The organism is Mesorhizobium sp. M8A.F.Ca.ET.208.01.1.1 (genome assembly GCF_004791315.1).
Lineage (GTDB): Bacteria > Pseudomonadota > Alphaproteobacteria > Rhizobiales > Rhizobiaceae > Mesorhizobium.
Genome location: NZ_SRUT01000006.1, coordinates 253,933 through 279,429, shown reverse-complemented (window position 1 = coordinate 279,429; position 25,497 = coordinate 253,933). Strand labels below are relative to the sequence as shown.

At 63.8% G+C, this 25,497-nt stretch carries 25 protein-coding genes; 23 read left to right on the top strand and 2 right to left on the bottom strand.

Going from position 1 to position 25,497, the window contains the following annotated elements:
• The first annotated feature begins 88 nt into the window (after window positions 1-88).
• The 8 genes from EN851_RS25375 to EN851_RS25340 all read left to right on the top strand — a co-directional run bounded on the left by EN851_RS25375 (window position 89) and on the right by EN851_RS25340 (window position 9,041).
• A complete protein-coding gene (locus EN851_RS25375) occupies window positions 89-1,120 on the top strand; it encodes a LacI family DNA-binding transcriptional regulator (RefSeq protein WP_135930228.1) in 1,032 nt (343 codons plus the stop codon).
• 190 nt (window positions 1,121-1,310) lie between these two features.
• Window positions 1,311-1,991, top strand: a complete 681-nt coding sequence (locus tag EN851_RS25370; protein WP_245464532.1) for a hypothetical protein — start codon at window positions 1,311-1,313, stop codon at window positions 1,989-1,991.
• A gap of 394 nt (window positions 1,992-2,385) precedes the next feature.
• The gene (locus EN851_RS25365; RefSeq protein WP_015314570.1) at window positions 2,386-3,327 is read left to right on the top strand and encodes a sugar ABC transporter substrate-binding protein; all 942 of its coding nucleotides are present in this window, start codon (window positions 2,386-2,388) and stop codon (window positions 3,325-3,327) included.
• A 109-nt stretch (window positions 3,328-3,436) separates the two neighbouring features.
• Window positions 3,437-4,513 carry an ABC transporter permease gene (locus EN851_RS25360; RefSeq protein WP_135883870.1) on the top strand — a complete coding sequence of 359 codons (1,077 nt, stop codon included), beginning with the start codon at window positions 3,437-3,439 and terminating at the stop codon, window positions 4,511-4,513.
• 2 nt (window positions 4,514-4,515) lie between these two features.
• Complete coding sequence (locus tag EN851_RS25355) at window positions 4,516-5,283, top strand: ATP-binding cassette domain-containing protein (protein ID WP_023772158.1); 768 nt, start codon at window positions 4,516-4,518, stop codon at window positions 5,281-5,283.
• 116 nt (window positions 5,284-5,399) lie between these two features.
• Window positions 5,400-6,389 (top strand): inositol 2-dehydrogenase, encoded by a 990-nt coding sequence (iolG, locus tag EN851_RS25350; protein WP_135930227.1) that lies wholly within the window; start codon window positions 5,400-5,402, stop codon window positions 6,387-6,389.
• A gap of 345 nt (window positions 6,390-6,734) precedes the next feature.
• Window positions 6,735-7,523: an SDR family oxidoreductase gene (locus EN851_RS25345; protein WP_127871202.1), complete on the top strand. Its 789-nt coding sequence runs from the start codon at window positions 6,735-6,737 to the stop codon at window positions 7,521-7,523.
• Window positions 7,524-7,949: 426 nt separating this feature from the next.
• Window positions 7,950-9,041 carry a 3-deoxy-7-phosphoheptulonate synthase gene (locus EN851_RS25340; protein WP_127279236.1) on the top strand — a complete coding sequence of 364 codons (1,092 nt, stop codon included), beginning with the start codon at window positions 7,950-7,952 and terminating at the stop codon, window positions 9,039-9,041.
• A 34-nt stretch (window positions 9,042-9,075) separates the two neighbouring features.
• Here EN851_RS25340 and EN851_RS25335 read toward each other — a convergent pair whose 3' ends face one another.
• Window positions 9,076-9,711 carry a LysE family translocator gene (locus EN851_RS25335; RefSeq protein WP_135930226.1) on the bottom strand — a complete coding sequence of 212 codons (636 nt, stop codon included), beginning with the start codon at window positions 9,709-9,711 and terminating at the stop codon, window positions 9,076-9,078.
• A gap of 127 nt (window positions 9,712-9,838) precedes the next feature.
• Between EN851_RS25335 and EN851_RS25330 the strand changes: the two genes are divergently transcribed.
• The gene (locus tag EN851_RS25330; protein WP_135883867.1) at window positions 9,839-10,534 is read left to right on the top strand and encodes a YafY family protein; all 696 of its coding nucleotides are present in this window, start codon (window positions 9,839-9,841) and stop codon (window positions 10,532-10,534) included.
• 221 nt (window positions 10,535-10,755) lie between these two features.
• Here EN851_RS25330 and EN851_RS25325 read toward each other — a convergent pair whose 3' ends face one another.
• On the bottom strand, window positions 10,756-11,865 hold the full coding sequence (locus EN851_RS25325; RefSeq protein WP_135882643.1) for a Gfo/Idh/MocA family oxidoreductase: 1,110 nt from the start codon (window positions 11,863-11,865) through the stop codon (window positions 10,756-10,758).
• A 148-nt stretch (window positions 11,866-12,013) separates the two neighbouring features.
• Between EN851_RS25325 and EN851_RS25320 the strand changes: the two genes are divergently transcribed.
• The 14 genes from EN851_RS25320 (at window position 12,014) to EN851_RS25255 (ending at window position 25,495) form a co-directional block, all read left to right on the top strand.
• The gene (locus EN851_RS25320; RefSeq protein ID WP_127280184.1) at window positions 12,014-12,859 is read left to right on the top strand and encodes a MurR/RpiR family transcriptional regulator; all 846 of its coding nucleotides are present in this window, start codon (window positions 12,014-12,016) and stop codon (window positions 12,857-12,859) included.
• Between the two features lie 155 nt (window positions 12,860-13,014).
• A complete protein-coding gene (gene iolC / locus EN851_RS25315; RefSeq protein WP_135930225.1) occupies window positions 13,015-14,949 on the top strand; it encodes a 5-dehydro-2-deoxygluconokinase in 1,935 nt (644 codons plus the stop codon).
• A 35-nt stretch (window positions 14,950-14,984) separates the two neighbouring features.
• On the top strand, window positions 14,985-16,835 hold the full coding sequence (gene iolD, locus EN851_RS25310) for a 3D-(3,5/4)-trihydroxycyclohexane-1,2-dione acylhydrolase (decyclizing) (RefSeq protein ID WP_135930224.1): 1,851 nt from the start codon (window positions 14,985-14,987) through the stop codon (window positions 16,833-16,835).
• Window positions 16,836-16,953: 118 nt separating this feature from the next.
• On the top strand, window positions 16,954-17,871 hold the full coding sequence (gene iolE / locus EN851_RS25305; RefSeq protein WP_135930223.1) for a myo-inosose-2 dehydratase: 918 nt from the start codon (window positions 16,954-16,956) through the stop codon (window positions 17,869-17,871).
• 64 nt (window positions 17,872-17,935) lie between these two features.
• Complete coding sequence (locus EN851_RS25300; protein ID WP_135930222.1) at window positions 17,936-18,148, top strand: DUF3329 domain-containing protein; 213 nt, start codon at window positions 17,936-17,938, stop codon at window positions 18,146-18,148.
• Between the two features lie 244 nt (window positions 18,149-18,392).
• Window positions 18,393-19,205, top strand: a complete 813-nt coding sequence (iolB, locus tag EN851_RS25295; RefSeq protein WP_127279305.1) for a 5-deoxy-glucuronate isomerase — start codon at window positions 18,393-18,395, stop codon at window positions 19,203-19,205.
• Window positions 19,206-19,357: 152 nt separating this feature from the next.
• Window positions 19,358-20,065 carry a DUF1045 domain-containing protein gene (locus EN851_RS25290; RefSeq protein WP_127871210.1) on the top strand — a complete coding sequence of 236 codons (708 nt, stop codon included), beginning with the start codon at window positions 19,358-19,360 and terminating at the stop codon, window positions 20,063-20,065.
• Window positions 20,066-20,096: 31 nt separating this feature from the next.
• A complete protein-coding gene (locus EN851_RS25285; protein WP_135930221.1) occupies window positions 20,097-21,236 on the top strand; it encodes an alpha-D-ribose 1-methylphosphonate 5-triphosphate diphosphatase in 1,140 nt (379 codons plus the stop codon).
• Window positions 21,233-21,862 carry a phosphonate metabolism protein/1,5-bisphosphokinase (PRPP-forming) PhnN gene (gene phnN / locus EN851_RS25280; RefSeq protein WP_167531402.1) on the top strand — a complete coding sequence of 210 codons (630 nt, stop codon included), beginning with the start codon at window positions 21,233-21,235 and terminating at the stop codon, window positions 21,860-21,862. The genes EN851_RS25285 and phnN overlap by 4 nt, the downstream gene beginning before the upstream one ends.
• 134 nt (window positions 21,863-21,996) lie before the next feature.
• Complete coding sequence (locus EN851_RS25275) at window positions 21,997-22,752, top strand: COG4280 domain-containing protein (protein ID WP_135930220.1); 756 nt, start codon at window positions 21,997-21,999, stop codon at window positions 22,750-22,752.
• Window positions 22,749-22,964, top strand: a complete 216-nt coding sequence (locus tag EN851_RS25270; protein ID WP_127279298.1) for a hypothetical protein — start codon at window positions 22,749-22,751, stop codon at window positions 22,962-22,964. The genes EN851_RS25275 and EN851_RS25270 overlap by 4 nt, the downstream gene beginning before the upstream one ends.
• 296 nt (window positions 22,965-23,260) lie before the next feature.
• Entirely contained in the window at window positions 23,261-24,064 is an 804-nt protein-coding gene (locus EN851_RS25265; RefSeq protein WP_135882652.1) for a transporter substrate-binding domain-containing protein, read from the top strand.
• A 69-nt stretch (window positions 24,065-24,133) separates the two neighbouring features.
• Window positions 24,134-24,799, top strand: coding sequence for an amino acid ABC transporter permease (locus tag EN851_RS25260; RefSeq protein WP_127280479.1), 666 nt, complete (start codon window positions 24,134-24,136; stop codon window positions 24,797-24,799).
• 3 nt (window positions 24,800-24,802) lie between these two features.
• The gene (locus EN851_RS25255) at window positions 24,803-25,495 is read left to right on the top strand and encodes an amino acid ABC transporter permease (protein ID WP_135922276.1); all 693 of its coding nucleotides are present in this window, start codon (window positions 24,803-24,805) and stop codon (window positions 25,493-25,495) included.
• The last annotated feature ends 2 nt before the right edge of the window (window positions 25,496-25,497 follow it).

Genomic DNA, 25,497 nt, shown 5'->3' with positions numbered 1-25,497 from the left:
GCCATGATAGACTCAACGTCACAAAGATAGTTTCTATCATTTCCTATCAAAGTGGTATATCAATACCAGGCAATCGAACGGGGCGATCATGGCGAAACGGCCGACCATAACAGATCTGGCGCGCGTCTCCGGCGTCAGCGTCGCCACGGTGGACCGCGTGCTCAACAATCGCTTGCCGGTTCGCGAGGAAACTGCACGCCGCGTCTACGAGACCGCGACCGAGATCGGCTATCACGCGGCCGGCCTGATCAAGCAGCGTATGCGCCATGAATTGCCGGAATACCGGCTCGGCTTCCTGCTTTTGAGAGGCAACGATGTCTTCTACACGGAGTTCGCGCGGCAACTCGAACTCGCGGTGTCGCAATCGCAGCGCTTTCGCGGCGTCGCGATCATCGACTTCGCCGTTTCGCTGACGCCGGACGAAATCGTCGAGCGCACGCGTAAGCTGGCGGCCAAGTGCAAGGCCGTCGCCCTGGTCGGGCCGGATCACCCGGCGCTGACGGTCACTGTCGAGGAGATGAAGGCCAGGGGATTGCCGGTTTTTTCGCTGCTGTCCGACTTCGCCGCCGGCATTCGCGAGGGCTATGTCGGTCTCGACAACCGCAAGGTCGGGCGCACAGCAGCCTGGATGATCTCGAAAGCGGCGAAGCGGCCGGGCAAGGTCGCGCTTTTCGTCGGCAGCCACCGCTTCCACGGCCATGAGCTGCGCGAGATCGGCTTCCGCTCCTTCTTCCGCGAACAGGCGCCGGACTTCACCCTGCTCGAAACGCTGGTCAATCTCGAGGCCAACCAGGTCACGCAGGACACGCTGCTCGACCTGCTCGGCCGTCATCCGGACCTCGTCGGCTGCTATGTCGCGGGCGGCGGCATGGAAGGCGCGGTCGCGGCGCTTAGGCAGGCCAAGCCCGCAGAGATGCCAGCGGTGGTCTGCAACGAGATATCGGCGGTCTCGCGGTCCGCCCTGGCGGACGGGGTGCTGACCATGGTGATCTCCACACCGCTGGGGCCTTTGTGCCGCGAACTGCTCGATCTCATGGCGCACGCCATCGAAACGGGCGCGGCTAACGCTCCCGGCCAGACCTTCCTGCCGTTCGACATCTACCTGCCCGAGAACATCTAGCGAGCCAGGGCTTTCAGCGCGTCGCCCGACGGGGCATCCAAATTTGACGCATTAATGATTGCTAATATATACATGCCCGATGGGCGGAGATGGGTTTGGGTACATCGCTTTTGGGAGCGACGAGCTCTATGCGCGTGGCGCGCTCTTCAGCGCCCTTCGCCTGCTTTACTATTGCCCGGATGCCAGGGTCATGGTCCTGACCGACAGGCCCTCCATTTTCGACGGCTATCCTATCGAAACGATCGAGCTAACGGCCGAGAGAAAGGCCGAGATGTCCTTCGGCAATCGATACAGGTTTGGCATCAAGGCAGCCGGCATCGTCGATTTGCTGCGGCGTTGCGAGCGCCTGTTCTTCATGGACACGGACATGTATCCGACCGGCGACATATCGCGATGTTTCAGGCGAATTACAGCGTTGTCCTCCATAATGTGGCGGTGCGAAGGGCGCCCAAAGGCCCCGTATCGAGCGCTCGAAGGCAAAGGGCTCTCAATTGGAGGCCACATCCTGACCGGAGATGAAACCATGTGGGCGAGCGGCGTCCTTGGCGTTCATCATAACAACATTCCCGCGCTGGAGCGAGCATACGCCGCCAGCGAGAGAGTCAGTGAAATCGTGCGTTTGCATACCCCGGAACAATTCTGCATCGGCGTCGCGCTATCACAGGATGGGCGAACGATCAGCCGCCAGCAGCTGCCTATCCGCAATTACACCACCACCGGAACAAAGCTTCACGCCCGAAGGCGAATTGGAGTTTTCTTCGATGTCAGCGGCAAGCTCAGCGTCGAACAGCAGGTGAGGCAGGCGGCGGGATACAGGGTCTGGAGAGCGCCGCTCGATCTCTTGCTGCAGAGAGACATCTGGCATTTCTGAACTGCCATCGCCTGTCGACGGCATCCAGGGAACGGACCTGGCGCGCTGATGCCATAGGCCTCGCCGCCGGCGCCGGGCGTGCGCCTGTCTGCTCCGCCGCCAAGCCAGCGGCATTGTTCCGGCAGCATCCGCACACCGTCGACGCGTCCGCCAAAATCGCACGTCCGGTTTTGGAATCGCCCTTGACGCCTCCCGACGAAATGGAATAAATATTTCATCAGTGATGTATTTTGGTCCTTACGTTCCGGGAACATCTGTTTCAAACAGAGGCTTTGGCGTTCCAGCAAACGGCAGGCGCCACCGGGGAGAAGACAATCGGGAGAGATTCCCCGGGGAGATCGGGGATTCCGGAGAAATCGGTGCAACCGGACACCAAAGTGGAGGAGAGATTAAAATGAAGAAACTGCTTTTGGGCGTCGCCTTCGCGGCGCTGATGAGTTCATCGGCCATGGCCGCCAAGATCGGCGTCTCGATGGCCAAGTTCGACGACAATTTCCTTACCGTGCTGCGCAACGGCATGATCGAGCAGGCCAAGGGCATGAGCGGCGTCGAGCTGCAGGTCGAGGACGCGCAGAACGACGTCGCCAAGCAACTCGACCAGATCAAGAACTTCGCCGCTTCGGGCGTCGACGCCATCATCGTCAACCCGGTCGACACCTCGGCCACGCAGGCAATGTCGGATGCGGCCGCCGCGGCCAAGATCCCGCTGGTCTATGTCAACCGCCAGCCGGTCAATGTCGACACGTTGCCCGACAACCAGGCCTTCGTCGCTTCCAATGAGGCCGATTCCGGCACGCTCGAAACCAAGGAAGTCTGCCGCCTGTTCAAGGAAGCCGGCAAGAAGGAAGCCAATGTCTATGTCATCATGGGCGAGCTTTCCAACCAGGCCGCCGTGCAGCGCACCAAGGACATCGACGATGTCATCGCCACCCCGGACTGCAGCTTCATCAAGATCATCGACAAGCAGACCTCGAACTGGGATCGCGACCAGGCGCAGAACCTGATGACCAACTGGCTGTCGACCGGCAAGAAGTTCGACGGCGTCATCGCCAACAATGACGAAAGCGCCATCGGCGCCATCCAGGCGATGAAGGCCGCCAACATCGACATGAAGTCGGTTGTCGTCGGCGGCGTCGACGCCACCCAGGACGCGCTTGCCGCCATGCAGGCGGGCGACCTCGATGCCACCGTGTTCCAGGATGCAGCCGGCCAGGGCGCGGGCGCGCTGGACGCGGCGCTGAAGCTCGCCAAGGGCGAGAAGGTCGAACACAAGGTCTATGTCCCGTTCCAGCTGGTCACGCCTGCGAACATCGACAAGTTCCTGAAGAAGAACTGAGCCGCGGACATATGGAGCGGCGCTCTCGCGTCAAGGCAGCGCCGCTCCTCTTTCCCTCGGCGCCTTTAAGGTGCTCGAGGAACGACCGCGGCTGACGGAGGATAGAAGATTGGCACAGACATCTCACGGCGTCGGCGGCGTCGGCTATGACGCCAGGAAGCGTACATGGCCGGCCGAATTCAACGTCTTCCTGGCGCTCGTCATCCTCGTCGTCATCTTCGAGCTGATCGGCCGGATCTTTCTCGGCGACAGCTTCCTGTTCAACACCCGCAGCGACGTCTCCGGCATCTTCAACGAGGCCCGCCTGCAGATCATCATCCTGCAGGTGTCGATCGTCGGCATCATCGCCATCGGCGTCACGCAAGTGATCATCACCGGCGGCATCGACCTGTCCTCGGGCTCGATCGTCGGCGCGACCGCCATGATCGCCATGAGCTTCGCCCAGGTCGCGACCGTCAACGGCAATCCCAATCCCAAGGCGATGTTCCTGGCGCAGGGCTGGACCGACCTGCCGGTGATCGTGCCGGTGCTGGTGGCGATCGGCTGCGGCCTGCTCGCCGGCCTCGTCAACGGCGCCCTGATCGCCTACACGCGCATCCCGCCCTTCATCGCCACGCTCGGCATGATGGTCACCGCGCGCGGCATCGCCAAATGGTGGTCGAAGGGGCAGCCGATATCATTCCCCACAGACAGTTTCGCGGCAATAGGCAAGGGCCTGATGCCGGTCATCATCTTCCTGTCGCTGGCCGCGCTGTTCCAGCTCATCATGACCTATACCCGATACGGCAAGCACTGTTACGCGATCGGCTCCAACGAGGATGCCGCGCGCATGTCGGGCATCAAGATCGCCAACCACAAGATCCTCGTCTATGTCATCGCCGGCATTCTCGCCGCGCTCGCCGCCGTGGTGCTCTCCTCCAAGAACCTCACCGCCCAGGCCGGCATGGGCGTGATGTACGAACTCGACGCCATCGCCATGGCGGTCATCGGCGGCGTCTCGCTGTCGGGTGGCCGTGGCTCCATCATCGGCACGGTGATCGGCGCGCTCATCTTCGGCGTCATCATCTCCGGCTTCACCTTCCTGCGCCTCGACGCCTACTACCAGGAGATGGTCAAGGGCGTGATCATCGTCGGCGCGGTCGTTCTCGACCAGTGGCGCCAGCGCATGCGGGCATTGAGGGCTTGACCATGTCAGACATCGTCCTGAAGACCGAAAACCTCACCAAGCGCTATGGCGGCGTGCATGCACTTGAAGGCGCCAATTTCGAGCTGCGCAAGGGTGAGCATGTCGCCATCATGGGCGACAACGGCGCCGGCAAGTCGACCTTCGTGCGCCAGATCACCGCCGTCGAGCAGCGGACGAGCGGCCAGGTCTGGTTCGACGGCAAGGAAGTGAATTTCGCCGGCCCGATCGAGGCGCGCGAGGCGGGCATCGAGACGGTGTTCCAGAACCTGGCGCTGGCCGACGATCTCGACGTGCCGTCCAACCTGTTCCTCGGCCGCGAAAAGGTGCTGTTCAATCTGGGGCCATTCTCGATCCTCGACCGCAAATACATGCGCAAGGCGACCGAGGCGGCACTGGTCCGCACCGCGGTGAAAATTCCCAATTTGTCCAACACCATCCGCCACATGTCGGGCGGCCAGCGCCAATGCGTGGCGATCGCCAGGACGGCCACCTTTGCCTCCAAGCTGATCATCATGGACGAGCCGACGGCGGCCCTTGGCGTGCAGGAGACGGCGCAGGTCGAAAACATCATCCGCACGCTGAAGGACAATGGCGAGCCGCTGATCCTGATCAGCCACAACATGCGCCAGGTGTTCGACCTCTGCGACCGTATCGTCGTGTTCCGGCGCGGCCGCATCGTTGCCAATCTGCGCAAGGAGAATACCGACGGGCAGGACATCGTCTCCTACATCACCGGCGCCAAGACCGGGGAGGCGGAACTCGCGGCCTAAGGGCCGGGCGCGGCGGCGATGGTCATCGCCTTCCCGTCGATTTGTCTTGACCGGAAAATCATCCAGCGCCCATGACCGGCGCCCCGCTTCGAACCATCCCCTAGAGGAAAATTTCCATGACTGTTCGCTTCGCCCTCCTTGGTGCCGGCCGCATCGGCAAGGTCCACGCCCGCGCCGTGGGTTCCAACCCCCAGGCAAAACTGGTCGCCGTTGCCGACGCCTTCGAAAAGGCGGCAAGCGAACTGGCGAGCGCCTATGGCGCCGAGGTGCGTACCATCGACGCCATCGAAAAATCGAAAGACATCGACGCGGTCGTCATCTGCACGCCGACCGACACGCATGCCGATCTGATCGAGCGCTTCGCCAAGGCCGGTAAGGCGATCTTCTGCGAGAAGCCGATCGATCTCGACGTCAAGCGCGTCGAGAAGTGCCTGGCCGTGGTCGACAAGGCCAAGGCGACGCTGATGGTCGGCTTCAACAGGCGCTTCGACCCGCATTTCGCCGCCGTGCGCAAGGCGATTGACGACGGCGCCATCGGCACGGTCGAAATGGTCACCATCACCTCGCGTGATCCCGGCGCCCCGCCGCTCGACTACATCGCGCGCTCCGGCGGCATTTTCCGCGACATGACCATCCATGATTTCGACATGGCGCGCTTCCTGCTCGGCGAGGAGCCGGTGGCGGTCAGCGCCCATGCCTCGGTGCTGGTCGACAAGAAGATCGGCGAAGCCGGCGATTTCGACTCGGTCAGCGTCATCCTCGAAACCGCATCGGGCAAGCAGGCGGTCATCTCGAATTCGCGCCGCGCCACCTATGGCTACGACCAGCGCATCGAGGTGCATGGCTCGAAAGGCATGGTGGCGGCCGAGAACCAGCGGCCGGTGTCGATCGAACTGGCCAACGAGAAGGGCTATACGCGCCCGCCGCTGCACGACTTTTTCATGACCCGCTATCTCGACGCTTATGCCAATGAGATTGCTGCCTTCATCACGGCGGCAAAGGGCAAGAAGGCAGCGCCAAGCGGCACCGATGGCCTTGTGGCACTGAAGCTGGCGGACGCGGCGCTGAAATCGGCGACGACAGGCAAGACAGTGCGCCTAGGCTAGACAGTAAGGTCGTCGATCTACAGGGCTTTATGACTAGCCGTAACATTCATCATGTCGTCATCCACGGGCGAAGCAAGGAGCGAAGCGACGCGGCGCAGACCCGAGGATCCATGCCGTTACATAGAAGCGGCTCCAACGGTTCAGAATTTTGGTCCGCTGCGTTCTTCGGCAGAGGTCACGGAATGGATCCTAGGGTCTCCGCGACGGAGCTTCGCTCCTGCTTCGCCCTAGGATGACGACGTTGGGGATGCTTCGACCAAGTTTCCCAACGTTGCGATAAGGCACCGAAGAAACCTCAATGAATCTCATGAAACTGTTGGCAGTCAAGAACCCAGGAGCAGAGCAATGAGCACCGATCGTAATTCACAGACACGCGCCATCGTCACCGGCGGCGCGCAAGGCATCGGCTTTGCTGTCGCCGAGGCATTGGCCGACGAGGGCTGCCGGGCGCTGGCGCTCATCGGCCGCTCGCAGGAGAAGGGCGACAAGGCTGTTGCCCATTTCAAGAAATCTGGCGTCGACGCCATCTTCATCAGCGCCGACGTTTCGAAGGTTGCCGACTGCAAGCGTGCGGTCGCCACCGCGCTCTCGCATTTCGGTACGATCAACGCGCTGGTCAACGCCGCCGCCACCTCGGCGCGCGGCTCCCTGGTCGAGACATCGGAAGAGCTTTTCGACCAGATCTTCGACACCAATGTGCGCGGCCCCTTCTTCCTGATGCAGGGCGTGGTGGCGCATCTGCTGGAGAAAAAGGCACCCGGCTCGATCGTCAACGTGCTGTCGATGTCGGCGCATACCGGCCAGTCCTTCCTGACGCCCTATTCGACCAGCAAGGGCGCGCTGATGACGCTGACCAAGAACGTCGCCAACGCCTATCGCTTCAACCGCATCCGCTGCAACGCCGTTCTGCCCGGCTGGATGGATACCGAGGGCGAGGACATCGTGCAGAAGAAATGGCACGACGCACCCGACGACTGGCTGGCGAAGGCCGAAGCGGCCCAACCGATGGGCCAGTTGGTGAAGCCGGACCAGCTCGCGCGGCTGATCAGCTACATGGTCAGCCCGCAATCGGGCGTCATGACCGGATCGCTGGTCGACTACGACCAGAGCATCGCCGGCTCGTCGCCGGAATAGTGCCGACGTTGCGGCTGGCCCTTTCTCCCCGTCACTATACGGGGAGAAATGCCCGGCAGGGCAATGAGAGGCAGCACCGACTTTGACAATTACCGGTCCATACCCTGCCACCTCGCTTGTCTCTCCGACGTAGGCGCCGCCCCTCACCTGCCTGCCGGCATCCTCTCCCCGTATAGGGACGGGGAGAGGGGTGCTGTCATCGACGGTTTCGCCACCTGACCCTCATCGCCCCATCGACAAACGCCGCCGCTTCGACTATATGAGCGGCATGATCCACCTGTCCGCCACCTATTGGTACTTTAGCAGCTCGCTGGCGGCGGGAGGATTGCGCTCGATCTGAAGATTGCAGCAAACAGTCCGACAAGCCGCCAGACCTGGCGGCTTTTTTGTTTCAGCCGGCAGGTTCCCAAACAGGAGCAGAAAGCCGTGTTGACCACTACAGACGACCTTCGGGTCAAGGAACTTAGACTGCTGAGCACGCCGGAAGAGGTGATGCGCGAGATACCGCGCTCACTCACGGCGACACGCACCGTTGCCGCCTCGCGCAACGCCATCCACTCCATCCTGACAGGGGCCGACGATCGACTTGTTGTCATCGTCGGCCCTTGTTCCATTCATGATCCGGTCGCGGCCGTTGACTATGCCAGCCGTCTGGCGGCGCTGCGCGAGGCCCTGGCCGACCGGCTCGAGATCGTCATGCGGGTCTATTTCGAAAAGCCGCGCACCACTGTCGGCTGGAAAGGCCTGATCAACGATCCCGACCTCGACGGCAGCTTCAACATCGACAAGGGGCTGCGGATGGCGCGCAATGTGCTTTCCGCCGTCAACAATCTCGGCCTGCCGGCGGCGACCGAATTCCTCGACATGACGACGCCGCAATACATTGCCGACCTCGTCGCCTGGGGCGCCATTGGCGCGCGCACGACCGAAAGCCAGATCCATCGCGAGCTGGCCTCGGGCCTCTCCTGCCCGGTCGGCTTCAAGAACGGCACCGACGGCAATCTCAGGATCGCCGGCGAGGCGGTGAAGTCGGCCGCCCAGCCGCATCATTTCATGGCGGTGACCAAGGGCGGACGCAGCGCGATTGCGGCGACGACCGGAAACGAGGATTGCCATGTCATCCTGCGCGGCGGTGTCCAGCCGAACTATGACACGGCAAGCGTCGAGGCTGCTTCGGTGGAACTCGCCCGCATCGGTATCGCGCCGCGCCTGATGATCGACGTGAGCCACGCCAACTCCAGCAAGAAGCCCGAGAACCAGCCGAAGGTGGCGGCGGACGTGGCAGGCCAGGTGGCGGCGGGCGACGAGCGCATCATCGGCGTCATGATCGAAAGCAATCTCGTCGCCGGCCGGCAGGATGTCGTGCCCGGCAAGCCGCTGGTCTACGGCCAGAGCATCACCGATGGCTGCATCGACTGGGCGACCACCGAGACCGTGCTGCACGGGCTTGCCGGTGCCGTAGAATGGCGCCGCTCGGCGCGGCGCGCCATGCTGGACAGCCGGCAAGGGGCCGCCTGACACGATGGCGATGCGGGAGGGGCGGCGCCGGGACTTACGCCGCCCTCAGCCCTTCCCATGCGGTGAAGACCGAGACCGCGAACAGCAGCAGCCCGGCGGCGCGCCCGGCAAGGACGGTCGCCCGCGGATTGGCGATCAGAAGGCTGCGGCTGCGGCCGGCAGAAATGGCCAGCCCGCCATAGATCGCCGCCTGCGTCAGCAGGGTCAGCAGGCCCATGATCGTCGCCTGCATCCAGATCGGACCGTAGTGCGGTTTCAGGAACTGAGGGTAGACGGCCAGGACGAAGAGATAGGCCTTCGGGTTGATCAGGCAGGTCACGAAACCCTGGCGAAACGCTTTCCATGCGGAACGGCTGCCGGCCGGCCCCTCACGGCCGACGGTGATGGAGCTGCGCATCAGCGTGATGCCGATATAGGCCATGTAGGCGGCGCCGGCGATCAGCAGCGGCTTGAACAGGATCGGCACGAAATGCATGAGCAGGCCGACGCCGACAGCGCCGTTCAGCGTGTGTACCATGCCGCCGACCATGATGCCGCCGGTCGCGGCCAGCCCTCTGTCGCGTCCGCCGGTCAGCGCGTTGGCGAGCACGAACAGCATGTCCATGCCTGGAACGGCGATGATGCCGAACAGGAGAAGAAAGAAAAGCCAGAGATTTTCCGCGTAGCTCATGTCAGTTGCCTGTCGCCTCTTGGGGGCGTGCCGCCAAGGAATTGTTGATTTTCAAGCCGATGGGCGATCCTATAGATCGAGCCAACTGACGATGGTGTGTCAGTTGTGATCACAGCCGGGGAGAAAAATGCGCAAGGCCTCGCGCCTGTTCGAGATCATCCAGATCCTGCGGCTGGCCAGGCAGCCGGTGACGGCGGCAATGATTGCCGGGCAACTGGAAGTGACGATACGCTCGATCTACCGCGACATCGCCGCGCTGCAGGCCATGCGCGTCCCGATCGAGGGCGGCCGTGGCATCGGCTATATCCTGCGTCCCGGCTTCGACCTGCCGCCGCTGATGTTCTCGATCGAGGAGATGGAGGCGATCGTGCTGTCGCTGGCGTTGCTCGAGCGCACGGGAGACGACGAGCTCAAGCAGGCGGCCAAGCGCGTCAGCGCCAAGATCGCCGGCGCGGTGCCGCCGCCCTTGCGCCAGACGCTCGACGCCAATGCGCTGCATGCCTGGGGCTTTGCCGCGCCCGCCGCCGGCACGATCGACCTGGCGCTGGTGCGCCGCGCCATCCGCGACGAGGAGAAGCTCGACCTTTCCTACCGCGACGAAGCAGGCCGTGCCTCCGAGCGGCTCATCCGCCCGATCGCGCTGATCTACTACGCCGAAACCGCCAACATCGTCGCCTGGTGCGAGCTGCGCCAGGCGATCCGCAATTTCCGCAGCGACCGCATCGAGGACTGCCAGCCGACCGGGTTACGCTTCAAGGACGAAGGCGACCGCTTGCGGCAAATCTGGGTCAATGGCTGGGAGACTCCGGCAGCCAGTGGCTGAAGCGAGGGGATGAGTACTTAATCTCTCGCCAAGCAGTCGACCCCCACTCCGTCGAGCTTCGCTCGACACCTCTCCCCCGATCGACGGGGTAGAGGAAAGGCGCGTGTTCGCCGGCCTTAGCTCCCTTCCTCTCCCTCCGGAGGGGGGAGAGGTGGCTCGGCGAAGCCGAGACGGAGTGGGGGAAGGCGGTCCTAAACCGCGCAGTCTCTGAAAACTTGGCGTTATCTCACATCCACCCAGCGCTTCTCCTCGAAGGAGCGCGCCATCGCGTGCACGGTGCGCTCGATCTCCAGCCCTTCGGCGAACTCGATAAGCCGGGCCGGCTTGCCGGCCAGCCGCGTCAGCAATTCGTGGCACTCGATGATCTTGAGATCGTTGAAGCCGAGGCTGTGGCCGGGCGCCGGCACGAAAAGATCATAGGGCTTGTGCTGCGGCGCCACCAATATGGTGCGATAGCCCTGTTCGGTCGGTCGGTCCGACGTCAAATAGAGCTGGAATTCGTTCATCCGCTCCTGGTCGAACAGGATCGAACCCTTGGAGCCGAAGATCTGGATGGCGATACGGCCCTTGCGGCCCCAGGCCGAGCGGTTGACCTGCAGCGTTCCGGCAATGCCGTTTTCCAGATGCATCAGCACGCTGGCGATATCGTAGGTCTCGACCGCGCGCCGCCCGCCCGCCGCCAGCTTGCGGTCGGCATAGGGCTTGGCCATGTCGCAGATGACGCTGGCGACGCGGCCGAACAACGCCGTGACCAGCGAGAGCGGATGCACGGCGAAATCGTCGAGCGCGCCATAGCCGGAAGTCGCTTCGTGCTTCCAGAAGAACGGCGCCTCGGGATCGGCCATGAAATCCTCGTCCATCTCGATGCGCAGATGGTTGACCTCGCCGATGATCTTCTCGTCGAGCAGCGCGCCGATGTGACGGATGGCCGGGCTCTGGATGTAATTGTAACCAAGCGCGGCAATCTTGCCTGATGTCTTGGCGGCGGCCGCCATTGCCTCGGCCTCGGCGAAGCTCGGCGCCATCGGCTTTTCGCACCACAGATGCTTGCCGGCTTCGAGGATGGCGATGGCCATTTCCGGATGAAACTGGTTGGGCGTTGTCAGCGAGACGACGTCGACCTCCGGATCGTTGACGACGGCACGCCAGTCGCCGGACGCCTTGGCAAAGCCGAACTCGCCGGCCTTGCGCCTGGCAAGGTCCTCGCTGACCTCGCCGAGATGGACGAGCCGCGGCTTGGTCGCATCGGGGAAGACGGCTCCCACTGCGCTCCACGCGATGGCGTGGCACTTGCCCATGAAACCCGTACCGATAAGACCTACGCCGACCATCCAACTTTCTCCACTGCCTGAGCGTTGGATGGATGAATTAGTCCATTTTCTCCGGAAATGGAATGTCTGCCTCATTTTTTATGGCGTTCTTGCGCAGGCCCGCTATGATGAGGCACAGAGAGCCTCCAGACAGGCTTGGGCGGAGACGATGGACGAACAGGTACCTCGCGACTTCGAGACGCTGCGCGCCACCATTCTGGACCGGCGCGAGAGCCTGCCCAAGCGAATCGCCCAGATCGCCGCCTATGCGCTCGACAATCCGGACGACATTGCGTTTGGCACCGCCGCCAGCATCGCCGCTTCGGCCGGTGTGCAGCCCTCGACCCTGATCCGCTTTGCCCAGCAACTCGGTTTCGACGGCTTTACCAGCCTGCAGCAGGTGTTCCGCGAGCGGTTGCGCGAGCGCAACTCCTCCTATGACGAGCGGCTGCAGGCGCTACGCGCCAAGGCCGAGGGCGGCGCCGGCCACCGGGCGATCTTCGACGGTTTCATTGCCGCCGCCAGCACCTCGCTCAACGACATTTCCCGCACACTGGACGACGCGCATCTGGAAGACGCTATCTCGCTGCTGGCAAAGGCGCAGACCATCTATGTCTTGGCCAAGCGGCGCTCCTATCCGGTGGCGAGCTATATCGCCTACGCGCTGGGCAAGCTGAAGATCCGCAACCAGCTGATCGAATCGGCTGCCGGCCTGAATGCCGAGATGGTCGGCTTCGCCACGCCGGCGGACGCCGTCATCGCCATCAGCTTCTCGCCCTACGCACCGGCCACGATCGAGGAAGCGCGCAGCATTTCCGAGCAGGGCGTACCGATCGTTGCCATCACCGACAGCTCATTCTCGCCGCTGGCCCAGTTCGCCAGGGTCTGGTTCGAGGTGGCCGAGGCGGATTTCGCCGGTTTCCGTTCGCTGTCGGCGACAATGGCGCTGGCCATGGCGCTGACCGTCGGCGTCGGCGAGAAGCGGCGTGACGCGAGCCGCAAGCGCAAGGCTTGACCAGACATCCAAAAAGGCAATTTTAGGCTAGGGAATGCTCATTCCATATTGACTATGGATTGGAATTATTATTTCATATTGCTGGCGCCACGCTGCCGCTCGCGCGTGTTACCCAATAATGTTGTCCATGACGACAAGACCGACGGGAGGTTCCAATGAGCGAAGCCGTGGACGCAAGACAGGCGCCGCTCGATGTCATCACCATCGGTCGCGCTTCCGTCGACCTCTATGGCCAGCAGATCGGCTCGCGGCTCGAGGATATCACTTCCTTCGCCAAGTCGGTCGGCGGCTGCCCGGCCAACATTTCGGTCGGCACGGCGCGGCTCGGCCTGCGCTCGGCGCTGCTGACGCGCGTCGGCGACGAGCAGATGGGCCGCTTCATCCGCGAGCAGCTGAAACGCGAAGGCGTCAACACCGACGGGCTGAAGACCGACAAGGAACGGTTGACCGCGCTTGTGCTGCTTTCGGTCGAGAGCGAAGGCGTTTCGCCGATGATCTTCTACCGCTCCGACTGCGCCGACATGGCGCTTTCGGAAGAGGATATCGACGAGGCGTTTATTGCCTCGGCCCGCGCCATCGTCGTCACCGGCACGCATTTTTCCCGCCCCAACAGCGACGCCGCCCAGCGCAAGGCGATCCGCATCATGAAGGCCAAGGGCGGCAAGGTGGTCTTCGACATCGACTATCGGCCGAACCTGTGGGGTCTCGCCGGTCACGCCGAAGGTTTCGAGCGCTACGTCAAGTCGGACCGGGTCTCGGCCCAGTTGAAGACGGTGCTGCCCGATTGCGACCTCATCGTCGGCACTGAGGAAGAGATCATGATCGCGTCTGGCGCCGACGACTGCCTGAGCGCGCTGAAGACGATCCGCGCCCTGTCCCCGGCGACCATCGTCTTGAAGCGCGGCGCCATGGGCTGCATCGTCTATGACGGGCCGATCAGCGACGATCTCGAGGACGGCATCGTCGGCGAAGGGTTCCCGATCGAGATCTACAATGTGCTGGGCGCCGGTGACGCCTTCATGTCCGGCTTGCTGCGCGGCTGGCTCGGCGGTGAAAGCTTCAAAACCGCGGCGACCTGGGCCAACGCCTGCGGCGCCTTCGCCGTGTCGCGGCTGCTCTGCGCGCCGGAATATCCGACCTTCGAAGAGCTGCAGTTCTTCCTCAAGAACGGCAGCAAGCATCGCGCACTGCGCAAGGACGAGGCGATCAACCACATCCATTGGGCAACCACCCGCCGGCGCGACATCCCTTCACTGATGGCGCTCGCCTGCGACCACCGTGTGCAGCTCGAGGATGTGGCGGCCAAGACCGGCGCCGATCCAGCGCGCATCCGCGATTTCAAAGTGCTGGCGGTCAAGGCGGCGGCCAAGGTCGCTGCCGGCCGCGACGGCTACGGCATGCTGATCGACGAGAAGCATGGCCGCGAGGCGATGTTCGAATTCGCCCGCCATCCCTTTGCCTGGCTTGGCCGTCCGGTGGAACTGCCGGGCTCGCGGCCGCTGCGCTTCGAATTCTCGCAGGATATCGGCTCGCAGCTCACCGAATGGCCCGTCGATCACTGCATCAAGTGCCTGTGCTTCTACCACCCGGACGATCCGGCGGAACTCAAGGAAGAACAGCAGCAGAAGCTGCGCGCGCTGTTCGAGGCCGCGCGCAAGGTCGGCCGGGAACTTCTCATCGAGATCATCGCCGGCAAGCATGGCAAGCTCGACGACACGACGATCCCGCGCGCGCTGGAGGAACTCTATGCGCTCGGCATCAAGCCGGACTGGTGGAAGCTCGAGCCGCAGGCGTCGAGCGGCGCCTGGGCCAAGATCGAGGCGGTGATCCTGGAGCACGATCCCTGGTGCCGTGGCATCGTGCTGCTTGGGCTGGAGGCGCCGCAGGACGAGCTGGAGGCGGCGTTCGCCGCCACCGCCAAGGCGCCCATCGTCAAGGGCTTTGCCGTCGGCCGCACCATCTTCGTCCACGCGGCCGAACAGTGGCTGGCCGGCAAAATGTCTGATGACGAGGCCGTCGCCGACATGGCCTTGCGCTTCGAACAGTTGACCGAGGCGTGGCTTGCCGCGCGCGGCCGCAAGGCGGCATAACAGGCCGCGACACAGGGACTGCGGAGGAAACAACCATGAGCAAGACAATCCGCCTGACGATGGCGCAGGCGCTGACCCGCTTCCTGTCCCGCCAGATGACCGAGATCGACGGCAAGACGGTGCCGATCTTCGGCGGCGTCTGGGCGATCTTCGGCCATGGCAATGTCGCCGGCATCGGCGAGGCGCTTTACCAGGTGCGCGACGAGCTGCCGACCTTCCGCGCCCACAACGAGCAGGCGATGGCGCATGCGGCGATCGCCTATGGCAAGGCCAATTTCCGTCGCCGCTTCATGGCCGCGACCTCTTCGATCGGCCCCGGCGCGCTGAACATGGTGACGGCGGCTGCGCTTGCCCACGTGAACCGGTTGCCCGTCCTGTTTTTGCCGGGCGACGTCTTCGCCAACCGCATCCCCGACCCGGTGCTGCAGCAGGCCGAGGATTTTTCGGACGGCACTGCGACGGTCAACGACTGTTTCCGGCCGGTGTCGCGCTATTTCGACCGCATCACGCGGCCGGAGCAGATCATACCGGCGCTGAGCCGCGCCATGCAGGTGCTGACCGATCCGGCCGATTGCGGCCCGGTGACGCTGTCGCTCTGCCAGGACGTACAGGCCGAGGCTTATGACTATCCCGAGAGCTTCTTTGCCGAGCGGGTCTGGCGTCAGCGCCGGCCGCGCCCGGACCGTGGCGAACTCGCCGCCGCCGTCACGGCACTCAAGGGAGCCGGGAAGCCGCTGATCATCGCCGGCGGCGGCGTTCTCTATTCGCAGGCTTCCGACGAACTGGCGAAGTTCGCCGAAGGCGCCGGCATTCCGGTCTGCGAGACGCAAGGCGGCAAGTCCTCGCTGCCGGACGATCACAAGCTCAACATGGCGGCGGTCGGCGTCACCGGCACCTCGGCCGCCAACCGGCTGGCCGAAGAGGCCGACGTCGTACTCGCCATCGGCACGCGCCTGCAGGATTTCACCACCGGCTCATGGGCGCTGTTCAAGAATTCCGGCAAGACCATCATCGGGCTCAACGTACAGCCCTTCGACGCCGGCAAGCACCGGGCGCTGCCGCTGGTCGCCGACGCAGCGGAAGGGCTCGCCGAGCTCGGCGCCGCGCTGCAAGGCTGGAAGGCGCCTGTCGCCTGGACCGACAATGCGGCCACTGGCAAGACCACCTGGCAGGCCGACGCGGCCAAGGTGACGGCATCGACCAACGTCGCCTTTCCATCGGATGCGCAGGTGATCGGCGCCGTGCAGCGCGCCATGGGATCAGGCGTGACGCTCCTGCATGCCGCGGGCGGCCTTCCCGGCGAATTGCACAAGCTTTGGCAGGCGGGCGCGCCCGGCTCCTACCATGCCGAATACGGCTTCTCGACCATGGGCTACGAGATTGCCGGCGGCCTCGGCACCAAGATGGCCAAGCCCAACGAGGAGGTCGTCGTCATGATCGGCGACGGCTCCTATCTGATGCTGAATTCCGAGATCGCCACCTCGGTGATGCTCGGCCTGAAACTGACCATCGTGCTGCTCGACAACAGGGGGTTCGGCTGCATCAACCGGCTGCAGATGGCGACCGGCGGTGCCAACTTCAACAACCTGTTGAAGGACTCGCGCCACGAGATCCTGCCCGATGTCGACTTTGCCGCGCATGCCGCCAGCATGGGCGCGATATCAGAAAAAGTTTCGTCGATCGCCGGGCTGGAGACGGCGCTGGCTCAGGCGAAAAAGAACGACCGCACCACCGTGCTGGTCATCGACACCGACCCGCTGGTTTCCACCGATGCCGGCGGGCACTGGTGGGACGTGGCGGTGCCCGAGGTCTCGGTGCGGCCGCAGGTGAACGCGGCGCGCAAGGCCTATGACGAGAAGCGGCAGATGCAGACCATCGGCGATTGACGCCGGCGCTGAAGCTCCTTCCTTCTCCCCGTTCCTATACGGGGAGAAGGTGCCGGCAGGCGGATGAGGGGCAGCGCCAACCAACAGGTAATAAGCAGTTCTAAACCGGAGTGACGACTTGAAAGCCAAACTGGGCATGTCCCCCATCGCATGGTGGAACGACGATCTTGCCGAACTGAGCGATGACGTGTCGCTGGAAGAGTGTCTGCGCCAGTCGCGCTCTGCCGGTTTCACCGGCATGGAAATGGGCCGGCGCTTTCCCAAGGACCCAAAGGTGATGCTGCCGATCCTGAAGGCCGCCGACGTGACGCTATGCGGCGGCTGGTTTTCCGGCACGCTGGTCGACGAGGAGATGGCTGCGAACAAGGAGCGCATCCAGCCGATGATCGACCTGTTCAAGGCGGTCGACGCGCCCTGCATCGTCTATGGCGAGGTCGGACGCTCGATCCAGGGCGACCGCTCCAGGCCGCTCGCCACCAAGCCGAAGCTTTCGGGCGACGAAATGAAGGCCTACGCGCGGCGCCTGACGGAATTCGGCGAATGGTGCGCCGGGCAAGGCATGCCGCTTTCCTACCACCACCACATGGCGGCGGTAGTCGAGACCGAGCCGGAACTGGACGCCTTCATGCGCCATTCCGGCGAGGGCATTCCGCTGCTGCTCGATGCCGGGCACCTGGCCTTTGCCGGCGGCGACGTGCTGCGCGCCATCGACAACCACCACAAGCGCATCAGCCACGTCCATGTGAAGGATGTGCGCATGGAGGTGATCGACGGGCTCGACCGCACGAAACAATCCTTCCTCGACGCCGTGGCGCTCGGCGCCTTCACCGTGCCGGGCGACGGTTCGCTCGATTTCGGCGCCATCGTGCAGCGCTTCGCCGATCATGGCTATGAAGGCTGGTTCGTGGTCGAGGCCGAGCAGGACCCCAGGAAGAACCCGCCGCTGAAAATGGCGCAGGTTGGCCATAAGGAACTGATGCGGGTGATGACCGCCGCCGGCTACACCGTCGAGACGCAGGGCTTCCCGAATGCCTGAAGGCTGGATTGGTCGCCACCGGTGGCTTATCTGAGAACTGGTTCAGCAACTCTCGGATGGCGCGATGAAAGATTATGAACACCCGTTCTTCCGGCCGCTGTGGCGGCGCGTTGCCGTCGTCGCGGTCTGCGTGATCTGGTCGGTGATCGAATTCGCCTCCGGCACCCCGTTCTGGGGCGTCATCGCGCTCGGCTTCGCCGGCTATGCCGTCTGGCAGTTTTTTTATCTGTACAAGCCCGTGGATGAGACGAAGCCTCCGGTCGAGCCGAAGGAATGAAGCCCCCGAGCTTCGTCATCCTAGGGCGGAGCAAGGAGCGCAGCGACGCGGCGCAGACCCTAGGATCCATGCCGTGACGTGAGTGCGTTGCGGCGGTCCAGAATTCTGCTCCGCTGCGCCGATCGTCAAGGTCACGGAATGGATCCTAGGGTCTCCGCGACGGACGTCGCTCCTGCTACGCCCTAGGATGACGAAGTTGGGAGGCTTCGGCCGATCTCGAAGATTTGCGATAGGAGAGACAAAAATGTCGAAACTGCTCGTCAAAGCCGACAAGGGCAATGGCCGCGTCGCGCATGTCACGCCGCAAGGCGCTGGCTGGACCTATGTCGGTTTCGATCTGCATCGGCTGAAGCCCGGCCAGAGCGCCTCGGGACAGTCGGACGACCGCGAAGTCTGCCTGGTCTTCGTGACCGGCAAGGGTACGGCAAAAGCCGGCGGCAAGGATCTCGGCCTGCTCGGCGAGCGCATGTCGCCTTTCGAGGGCAAGCCGTGGTCGGTCTACGTGCCGCAGGGATCGGACTGGTCGGTGACGGCCGATACCGAGCTGGAACTCGCGGTATGCTCGGCGCCCGGCCTTGGCGGCGGCTTGCCGGTCCGGGTGATCGGGCCGGACGATCTCGGCCAGGAGGTGCGCGGCAAGGGCACCAACACGCGCTACGTCACCAACATCCTGCCTGAGGGGCAGCCGGCCGACTCGCTGCTGGTGGTCGAGGTCATCACGCCCGGCGGCCACACGTCGAGCTACCCGCCGCACAAGCACGACCAGGACAATCTGCCCGCTGAATCCTATCTCGAGGAAACCTACTACCACCGCCTCAACCCGCCGCAGGGTTTTGCCTTCCAGCGCGTCTATACCGACGCCGACAAGGATGGCCGGCGCGCGCTGGACGAAGCCATGGCGATCGAGGACGGCGATGTCGTGCTGGTGCCCAAGGGCTATCACCCTTGTGCCGCCTGCCATGGCTATGACCTCTATTACCTCAATGTGATGGCCGGGCCGAAGCGGACGTGGAAATTCCACAACGCGCCCGAGCACGAATGGTTGATGAAGGCCTGACCGTTCTGCGTTTCCGGTTGAATTTGTTGGTCCAGTTGGGAAAAATCGTCGGCTAACGACCCTGAGGGTCGATTTGCCTTCGAAAACCCTTCAAAGCTTCGTCAATCCGTCATGGAAATCACCTATGGCAACGTTTCTGACGAGGACTTCCCATGCGTTATGCCATCTATTTCACCCCCAGGCAGGACGAGCTGCTGGCGCGTATCGCCGCCAACTGGCTGGGCCGCGACCCGTTCGGTGCCGCGACCGGCCCGGTTGAGGCCGTGGCCGACCTGTCGGCGGCGGAAGTGGCCTTCCACACTGCTTCGGCGCGCCGCTATGGCTTTCACGCCACGCTGAAGGCGCCCTTCCGCCTGGCTGCCACCGAGACCGAGGCTTCGCTGCGCGCGGCGCTAGACCATTTTGCCGAAGCAACGCCGGTTGTGACGATCCCGCGTCTGGTCGTCAGCCAGATCGACAGCTTCTTCGCGCTGGTGCCGGATGGTCCGCTGCCTCCGCTCAACCGCTTCGCCGACGACGTCGTGCGCGATTTCGACCGGTTTCGCGCGCCGTTGAGCGAGGCCGAGATCGAGCGGCGCAGCCCGGATTCGCTGAAGCCGGCGGAGTTTCGCAATCTCTGCCAGTGGGGCTATCCCTATGTTTTCGAGACCTTTCGCTTCCATATGACCCTGTCGGGCCGGGCCGGCCCACAGGAAAGCCCTCGCCTGCGCGCGGCGATCGACGGCCTTTTCGCCGATGTGCTGCGCCAGCCCGTGCTGGTGGATGCGCTGACATTGTTTGTCGAACTCGAACCCGGTGCGCCGTTCATGGTGCTGTCCCAGCACGCGCTTGGACGCCGCCCGGCCAGAAAAACCGCCTGACAGGCGCCGGAAGAAGCAAGGACCAGCCGCAATGACCGCCGAAACTGTTCTTTCCAACGCCCGCATCGTTCTTGCCGACGAGATCGTCGAAGGCTCGCTGGTGCTGCGCGACGGCTTTATCGCCGGCATCGATGCCGGCGCGGCCCGGACCGGCGAGGACATGGGCGGCGACTTCATCATTCCAGGACTGGTCGAACTCCACACCGACCATCTCGAGGGCCATTATGCGCCGCGGCCGAAAGTGCGCTGGAACCCGATCGCCGCGGTGCTTGCCCATGACGCGCAGGTGGCGACCGCCGGCATCACCACCGTGCTCGATGCGCTCCGCGTCGGCATGGACGAGGACGCCGACCTGACATCGGACGACATCCGCAAGCTGGCCGATGCGATCGAGGACAGTGTCCAACAGGAGCGGCTGCGGGCAGACCATTTCATCCATCTGCGCTGCGAAGTCTCGGCACCGGACTGCCTGAGGGCCTTCGCCAATTTCGAGACAGACGACAGGGTGAAACTGGCGTCGCTGATGGATCATGCGCCCGGCCAGCGCCAGTTCGTCAACCTTGAAACCTACGCCTACTACTACCAGCGCAAGCTGAAGCTCTCGGATCAGGATTTCAAGAAATTTTGCGAGAAGCGGATGGGCGAGTCGGCACGCAATTCAGGCCCGAACCGCGTCTTCATCGCCGCCGCCTGCCAGGAGCGCGGCATCGTGCTCGCCAGCCATGACGACGCCACGTCGGCCCATGTCGACGAGGCCATCGAGCAGGGCGTGAGGGTCGCCGAGTTCCCGACCACAGAGGAAGCGGCGCGGGCCTCGAAGGCCGCCGGGCTCGGCGTGCTGATGGGCGCGCCCAATGTCATGCGCGGCGCCTCGCATTCGGGCAATGTTTCGGCACGCACCTTGGCCGGCGACGGCCTGCTTGACATCCTGTCGTCCGACTACATCCCCTTCAGCCTGATCCAGTCGGCCTTCTTCCTCGGCGACATGGTCGAAGGCATTTCGCTGCCGCAGGCCGTCGCCATGGTCTCGAAGAACCCGGCGCAGGCCGTCGGCCTTGACGACCGCGGGATCATCGAACAGGGACGCCGCGCCGATCTGGTGCGGGTGCGCGTCGACGATCGTGTTCCGGTCGTGCGCACAGTGTGGCGGCAGGGACGCCGGGTGGCATGATGGTGTCGGCCTTGATCGAGCGCGAACTGTCCGCCGAAACCTTTCCGATCCGTCATGGCGTCTTTGTTGCCGTCGTGGGCCCTAGCGGTGCCGGCAAGGACACGGTGATCGGTTACGCCAAGGCGCTTTTCGCCGACGAGACGCAGCTGGAGTTCGTTCGCCGCGTCATCACCAGGCCGAGCGATGCGGCGAGCGAGGATCACGACACGCTGGCCGACGCCGCCTTCGCCGAGGCCGAGGCCGATGGCGCCTTCGCCATCTCCTGGGAAGCGCATGGCCTGCGCTATGGCCTGCCCGCCGATGTCGACTGGTCCGTTTCCAATGGCCACGTCGCCGTTGCCAACGTATCGCGCGCGGTCATCCCCACCTTGCGCGAACGCTATGCCAATCTGGCGATCGTCGAGATCACCGCTTCGCCCCAGGTGCTGGCCGAGCGGCTGGCGATGCGCGGCCGCGAGTCGCGCGGCGAAGTGCTGGCACGGCTGGCGCGCAGCGCCAGTGTGACCTTGTCCGGCCCTGGCGTCACCTCGATCGACAACAGCGGTCCGCGCGAGGTGGCCGGTGAGCGCTTCGCCGAGCTGCTACGCAAAGCAATGGCCTTCTCCGACATGTCGGGGCTGATCTGATCGAGGCCAGTTTCACCCGTCTGCTTGCGCTGCCGCCGGAACGCTTTGGGCTGCTGGCCGCGTAGGGTGATTCTGGACTACGATCCGGGAATTCGCCCCCAGGGAATCAGGGTCGAGCAAGACAGGAAGCCTTGATGCAGACACTGACACCCATCCTCTCGACAGTCACGGCGGCATTTCTCGCTTCCCTGGTCGAGGTCGTCGAAGCCTTCACCATTGTGCTCGCGGTCGGGGTGACACGCAGCTGGCGTCCGGCCTTGACGGGTGCTGCGCTGGCTCTGGCGGTGCTGGCGGCCCTGGTGCTGGCGTTCGGGCCGCTGCTGGCGCTTGTCCCCATCAACACGCTGCAGTTCATCGTCGGGGTGCTGCTAATCCTGTTCGGCATGCGCTGGCTGCGAAAAGCCATCCTGCGCAGCGTCGGCGTCATCGCCCTGCATGACGAAGAGGCGGCCTTCGCCAAGGAAACCGCCGCGCTGCACCGGCAGGCTGACGATCGGCGCGCCGACTACCACGCCGGGCTGGCCTCGTTCAAGGCGGTGCTGCTCGAGGGGGTGGAGGTGGTGTTCATCGTCATCGCTGTCGGCGCCGCGCATGGGCAGACATTTTACGCGAGCATGGGCGCGCTGGCCGCTTTCGTCCTGGTGATGCTTGTCGGTCTCGCTGTCCACCGGCCGCTGGCGCGCGTGCCCGAAAACGCCCTCAAATTCGTGGTCGGGCTGATGCTGACCAGCTTCGGCATCTTCTGGACCGGCGAGGGCATCGGCGCCGACTGGCCGGGTGCCGATCTTGCTCTGCTCGCCATCTTCGCCATCGTCGCGCTGGCATCCTTCGCCATGGTGCGCTGGCTGCGCGGCACCAATCCCACAGCCGCCGGAGGGCTCGCCCGATGAACGTCCTTCGCCTTGTCGCCAGGGAATTCTTCGGCATGTTCGTCGATGACGGCAGTCTCGCGCTGCTGGCGCTGGTCCTTGTGGCCGCGGTTACCGCGGGGGTGAAGCTGCTCGCATTGCCGCCGCTGCTCGGCGGCGCCCTCCTGCTCGTCGGCTGCCTTGCCATCCTTTTGCAAAGCGTTCGCCGCGCCGCACGCCACGCTCACCGGTAGCGGACAGGCTTCAGCGGCGCCACGGGGATCATCATCGTCTTGCCCCGGCACCCTTGACGTCACGTCCAAAATGAAAAATATGGTACCGGTATCAAATGCGCGAAGCCCCCTGGCGGAACGCGCATGGACAGACAAATAATATTATAATAGCATACCATTATAACTCGCAGAGGAGCCGCTGACTCTCCGGTTTGCAAGGGATGTCCGCGAGCGAGCTGTTTCAAATCGTCGGGTGGCCAGGCGCCCCGCACCGTCGATATCGACACGAGGCGCCAGAAAATGCATGGGAGGAAAACATGCGGACTTTCCTGAGGGACGCGATGCTAGCCGGCATCGTGCTGGCGCTGTCGGCGCTGCTGCCGTCGATCGCTTCGGCACAGTCGGTCGATGAGATCATTTCGCGCGGCAAGCTGGTCGTTGCCATCGACACAACCACGCCGCCCTACGGCTTTCTCGACGCCAATCTGAAACCGACCGGCTTCGACATCGAGGTCGCCAACAAGATGGGCGAGGCGCTGGGCGTGCCTGTGGAATTCGTCACCGTCACCTCGCCGGGCCGGATTCCGGCTTTGCTGACCAAGCAGGTCGATGCGGTGATCTCGATCTTCTCGATCACCCCGGCGCGCGCCATCCAGATCGACTATTCGATTCCCTATGCCGGCCAGTCGGCGGTGGTGATCGCGCCGAAGAGCACCTCGATCAAGGGCGTTGCCGACCTCGTCGGCAAGAAGGTTGGCCTGACGCGCGGCACCGGCGAGGACGGATTGCTGACCAAGGCCGCCGAAGCCAATCCGGGCATCGAGATCCTGCGCTTCGACGACTATTCCTCGCTGCTGCAGGCGATGGTGTCGGGCCAGATCGACGCCATGGGAGGCGGCGATTACGGCGAAATCTACCTGAAGAAAGCCGGGAACGGCGACGCCTTCGAGCAGAAATATGTGCTGAAGACCTTCTACTTCGGCATCGGCGTCGCCAAGGGCAACGACAATCTGCGGCAGTGGATCAACACCTGGCTGTTCACCCTTAAGACCGACGGCACGCTCGATGCATTGTCGATGAAGTATCGCAACCAGCCGCTGCCGGTTCTGCCGGTCTTCTGATCGCGTCATTCCACGGCGGGACCGCGCATGGCAGCGGCCCCGCTTTCTCGACCTCGTGACGGAATGCCCATGCAAACCGCCCTGCAATTCGGCCCGATCCTGGTGCATCTCGACCTGTTGCTGCGCGGCCTGGAGAAGTCCATCCAGCTGGCGGCGCTGTCGATCCTGTTCGGCACCGCCATCGGTGTCCTTGGCGCCGTCGGACGCAGCTTTGGGCCGCGCTTCCTGTCGTGGCCGATCGCTGCCTATGTCGAGATGATCCGCAACACGCCGCTCTTGATCCAGCTTTATTTCGTCTTCTTCTCGCTGCCGCTGTTCGGCTTCAAACTGTCGAGCAACACGGCGGCGGTCGTGGCGCTGTCGATCCATCTCGGCGCCTACGCCACCGAGATCCTGCGCGCCGGAATCGAGGCCATCCCCGAAGGGCAGATCGAAGCGGCCAAGTCGCTCGGCCTCAGCCGCTACCGCATCATCCGCCATGTCGTTCTGGTGCCGGCGGCGCGCGCCGTCTACCCATCGCTGTCGGCGCAGTTCATCCTGCAGATCATGGGCACCTCGATCGTCGGCGCCATCGCCGCGGAAGAACTGACGGCGGTGGCCAACAACCTCGTCATGCAGACCTTCCGCAGCTTCGAGGTCTATATCGTCATCGCCATCATCTATTTCGTGCTGGTGCAGGCGGCCAGCCTGTTCTTTGCCGGCATCGGCAAGCTCATGTTCCGCTGGAAGGTCTAGATCATGAGCCTGCGCCATTTTGGCCCCAACGAACTGATGTTCCTGCTTCTGGCAACGCGTTGGACAATCCTTCTGGCGCTGATCGCCTTTGCCGGCGGCGGCCTGATCGGCCTCGTGGTGGCGGCGATCCGGGTGGCGCCGGCGCGGCCGCTGCGCTGGCTGGCCGCGGGCTATATCCAGTTCTTCATGGGCACGCCGATCCTGATCCAGCTATTCATGGCCTATTACGGTTCTTCGTTCCTTGGCTACCGGCCGGACCCCTGGGTGGCGGCGGCCGTGACCTTCTCGCTCAATGGCGGCGCTTTTTTCGGCGAAATCTTTCGCGGCGCCATCGAGGCAATTCCAAAGGGACAATGGGAGGCGTCAACGGCGCTCGGCTTCCGCTTTGTCAGGACGCTGCGGCTGGTGATCATCCCGCAGGCGGTGCGGCTGATGCTGCCGCCGACCGTCGGCTTCATGGTGCAGATCGTCAAGACGACATCGATCGCCTCGCTGATAGGCCTGACCGAGCTTGCGCGGGCCGCCACGCAGGTCAACACTGTGACCTTCCAGCCGGTGATGGTGTTCGGTACGGTGTCGCTGATCTACTTCGCGCTGTGCTGGCCGCTGTCGCTCTACGCAGGCTACCTCGAGCGTCGTTTCGCTACCGGAATGACTCGCAGGACCGAGACGCCACTGGTCATGTCGGCAGTCTGAGC